Raw genomic sequence first — 467 nt, forward strand, 5'->3', positions numbered from 1 at the left:
ACGCCTGAAGGTCGGGTGGCAGCGCGTCCGATATGTGCGCCTCCCTGATCGCCTCCTGCACAGCTACCTCCCATCGTGAACTTCAGCCGAGATCAATAAGACTGGCAAAGACAGCACTCATGTCCGAGAGTGGGACGGTGAAAAGATGGCCGCGTTCCTGTAGGAAGGTCTGGAGATCTGGGCCGGAGACAAGTACCCGGACTTCGAAATGCGGGTGGCTTTGTCGCGCCAGGCCAAAATCTGCTTCGAGAACTGGAAGCCGGACAAAACCCAAGCTGAGGAGCTGCGGGCTGAGATCGGCGACGAGATCAGCCAACTGATGGAAGGCATCGAGCCGGAAGACTACTTGAGCGAGTAGGGTTGTTCACCTAAGTAGGTGACAGTTTCTGGGCGCACGTGTGGAAGGCGCGGATAGACGCGCGTTCAGTGCTGCTCCAGAGCATATTGACGAGGGCAGTCTTGAGGGT

Annotated in this window: 1 protein-coding gene; it reads left to right on the forward strand. The window is 57.8% G+C overall.

Annotation, left to right across the window (positions count from 1 at the left end; translation table 11 throughout):
• Positions 1-208 precede the first annotated feature (208 nt).
• A complete protein-coding gene (locus GUI70_RS22635; RefSeq protein ID WP_161884517.1) occupies positions 209-358 on the forward strand; it encodes a hypothetical protein in 150 nt (49 codons plus the stop codon).
• Positions 359-467 lie beyond the last annotated feature (109 nt).

The sequence above is a fragment of the Deinococcus alpinitundrae genome (genome assembly GCF_009982895.1).
GTDB classification, from domain to species: Bacteria; Deinococcota; Deinococci; order Deinococcales; family Deinococcaceae; genus Deinococcus; species Deinococcus alpinitundrae.